Genomic DNA, 3,121 nt, shown 5'->3' with positions numbered 1-3,121 from the left:
ATACTAAATAATATAATTTAGTCAATACTAATTTAGCTTACGTAAAATTAGACAAATTAACATTAGACATTTCTAATTTATAGTTCTATAGTAGTTCTCATCAAGGAAAATGGACACGAAGGAGAACGACATGACACTTGAAAATGCAATCCGAGTACTAGCAGGAAGTATGGTTCTACTCTCAGTTATATTGACGGTAACCGTGCATAGTGGGTTTGTTTGGTTAACGGTATTTGTCGGGGTCAACTTGATCCAAAGTGCCTTTACTGGCCTGTGTCCGGCAGCATATTTTCTTAAAAAATTAGGTTTTCAATAACGGAGTTTCAAATGACTAAGATTCTTATCGTTGGTGGTGTAGCTGGTGGTGCATCTGCGGCTGCGCGTGCTAGAAGGTTAAGCGAAGACGCAGAAATCATCATGTTCGAAAGAGGAAGTTTCGTCTCGTTCGCCAATTGCGGCTTGCCATACCACATAGGTGGCGACATTAAGGATAGAAGTAAGCTCCTCTTGCAAACTCCAGAAAGCTTCTTAGCTCGATTTAACGTTGATGTTCGTGTTATGAACGAAGTCATATCCATTGATCGACACAACAAGCAGGTTACTGTTAAGAACCTATTGGATAATAGCGAGTATACTGAAAGCTACGACTTCTTACTCCTTAGCCCTGGCGCAGGCCCTATCGTACCGCCAATCCCTGGTATTGATAACCCGCTAACCCATTCGTTGCGTAACATCCCAGATATGGATCGTATCATTCAAACGATCCAGATGAACAAGCCAGAGCACGCAACAGTTGTGGGTGGCGGATTCATCGGTCTAGAAATGATGGAAGCCTTCCATCAGTTGGGAATTAAAACTACACTGATTGAGATGGCGGATCAGGTGATGACTCCGGTCGACCGTGAAATGGCGGGGTTTGCTCACGCTGAAATTCGTCAAAAAGGCATTGACCTTAAACTAGGCGTAGCGCTTCAAGCCGTTGAGTACATTCCCAATGAACATATTGCCAGCATCGGCTCTGGTGAAGATACCGAACACCAGCATATTGAAGGTGAGCTCAACCTGACTCTCAACAATGGTGAGTCGTTGACCACTGATATCTTAATCATGGCTATCGGTGTGCGCCCTGAGACTAAGTTGGCAAAAGAAGCAGGACTGCAAATTGGTGAACTCGGTGGTATCTACACCAATGAAATGATGCAGACTAGCGATCCTAGCATCTACGCAGTGGGTGATGCAGTCGAAGAAAAAGACTTTGTTACAAGTGCACAAACTCTCGTTCCACTTGCTGGCCCTGCAAACCGTCAAGGTCGTATGGCTGCCGACAACATGCTCGGACGCAATGAAATCTATCAAGGTACACAAGGCACGGCTATCTGTAAGATTTTTGACCTTGCGGTTGCTTCAACGGGCAAAAACGAGAAACAACTTAAACGTGATGGTGTTGAGTACGAAAAGGTCTACGTTCATACCGCAAGCCATGCTAGTTACTACCCTGGTGCAGAGATTGTATCATTCAAGATGTTGTTCGATCCAAAAACAGGCAAAATCTTTGGTGCGCAAGCAGTGGGCAAAGATGGTGTCGACAAACGAATTGATGTGATGGCGGTTGCACAGCGTGCAGGCATGACTGTCGAGCAGCTTCAACACCTCGAGCTCACTTACGCACCGCCGTATGGCAGTGCAAAAGATGTGATCAACCAAGCAGCCTTTGTGGCCAACAACATCATTAAGGGTGACGCCACTCCGATTCACTTTGATGAAATGGACACACTGACAGACGAGCAAGTCCTGCTCGATGTGCGTAACCCTGGCGAACTTGAAAATGTTGGCTTTATCAAAGATGCGATCAACATTCCTGTAGACCAATTGCGTCACCGTATGGACGAACTGCCAAAAGACAAGGAGATCGTTATCTATTGTCAAGTTGGGTTACGCGGTAACGTTGCATACCGTCAGTTAGTTAATAACGGCTTCAAAGCCCGTAACCTGATTGGCGGTTATCGTACTTACAAGTTTGCCAACGCTTAAACTTAACATTTAGTCCACTACACTTTTGGGGAGTTCGACTCCCCTTTTTTCGTCCTTCAACACAGAACCATACACGGGTTGCCTATTCCTTGATTCAGATTGACCTAGATCATTTTCGATTCAGCAATAGATAGTTATGTTGATATTGTGTTAACAATTATTAGACAAGGAAGGCTGATATGGAACTGAAACCAGACCCACGCTGCTATACCGATGTTTGTATTGACGGTAAGTGGTTTCATCATGATCACTGCACAACTAGCGCATACATGCTTAAAGGCGGTGCATCATGTACCGTAGAACTTGAAAAAATGCCAGAAACTGAAGTGGAGCTCATCGAACTGATTTCGTCACAGTTTTAACTACCCTTTCTTCGATATCGAGATTAGCTAATTAACAAAAAAACCTTCTCCGTTATAGAGAAGGTTTTGCTACATATCGTGTCTATAAGCTATGTGCTAGCGGGGTCACTCACTAGAATACGCTTGTTGTGGCCTAACTTAACGCCTCTTTAACCGCTGCTTGAACGTGGATACCAACGGTATCAAACAGAGGGGTGCGAGTATCGTCTTGTTGAACCAATAATCCGATTTCAGTACAGCCAAGAATGACGCCTTCTACCCCTTTTTCAGCAAGATCATCGATAATTGTTAGGTAGTCATCTTTTGAGCGACGGTTAATCTGACCTAGACAAAGTTCGTTGTAGATGATGTCATGGACGAGTTTACGTTGCACTCCATTTGGCACCACCACGTCAATGCCAAATTTGTCAGCAAGTCTTTGCTTATAAAACTCTTGTTCCATGGTAAACGCGGTTCCTAGTAAGCCGACTTTACTAATTCCCTGCCGCTTAAGTTCATGACCAGTTGCATCGGCAATGTGCAGTAAAGGAATCGATACGGCTTCTTCAACCTGATCGGCGACTTTGTGCATTGTATTGGTCGCGATTAAGATAAAATCCGCTCCAGCACGTTCAATCGATTGAGCGGCCTGACACAAGATATCCGCATTCGCTTGCCAATCTCCACTTCTCTGCAGGGCTTCGATTTCGGCAAAATCAACACTGTTCAGAATCACTTTAGCGGAATGC

4 protein-coding genes are annotated in these 3,121 nt (G+C 44.4%); 3 read left to right on the top strand and 1 reads right to left on the bottom strand.

The features are described 5' to 3' along the window. Positions 1–130: 130 nt before the first annotated feature. The 3 genes from QTO00_RS17165 (at position 131) to QTO00_RS17155 (ending at position 2,393) form a co-directional block, all read left to right on the top strand. Positions 131–316, top strand: a complete 186-nt coding sequence (locus QTO00_RS17165; RefSeq protein ID WP_038137354.1) for a YgaP family membrane protein — start codon at positions 131–133, stop codon at positions 314–316. An 11-nt stretch (positions 317–327) separates the two neighbouring features. After that, positions 328–2,031 (top strand): FAD-dependent oxidoreductase, encoded by a 1,704-nt coding sequence (locus QTO00_RS17160; protein WP_331425864.1) that lies wholly within the window; start codon positions 328–330, stop codon positions 2,029–2,031. A gap of 179 nt (positions 2,032–2,210) precedes the next feature. Further along, positions 2,211–2,393 (top strand): hypothetical protein, encoded by a 183-nt coding sequence (locus QTO00_RS17155; RefSeq protein ID WP_331425863.1) that lies wholly within the window; start codon positions 2,211–2,213, stop codon positions 2,391–2,393. Between the two features lie 133 nt (positions 2,394–2,526). Here the strand turns inward: QTO00_RS17155 and QTO00_RS17150 are convergent. Continuing rightward, on the bottom strand, positions 2,527–3,121 hold a 595-nt coding region (locus QTO00_RS17150; RefSeq protein ID WP_331425862.1), incomplete at its 5' end, for an aspartate/glutamate racemase family protein.

The sequence above is a fragment of the Vibrio sp. M260118 genome, from assembly GCF_036533755.1.
In the GTDB taxonomy this organism is placed as follows: Bacteria; Pseudomonadota; Gammaproteobacteria; order Enterobacterales; family Vibrionaceae; genus Vibrio.
Note: the sequence above shows the minus strand (reverse complement) of the source record. Positions and strands in the feature narration are given on the sequence as shown.

Coding starts and splice junctions, on each gene's coding strand:
- QTO00_RS17165 (WP_038137354.1), top strand. CDS start 131: ATGACACTTGAAAATGCAATCCGAGTACTAGCAGGAAGTATGGTTCTA.
- QTO00_RS17160 (WP_331425864.1), top strand. CDS start 328: ATGACTAAGATTCTTATCGTTGGTGGTGTAGCTGGTGGTGCATCTGCG.
- QTO00_RS17155 (WP_331425863.1), top strand. CDS start 2,211: ATGGAACTGAAACCAGACCCACGCTGCTATACCGATGTTTGTATTGAC.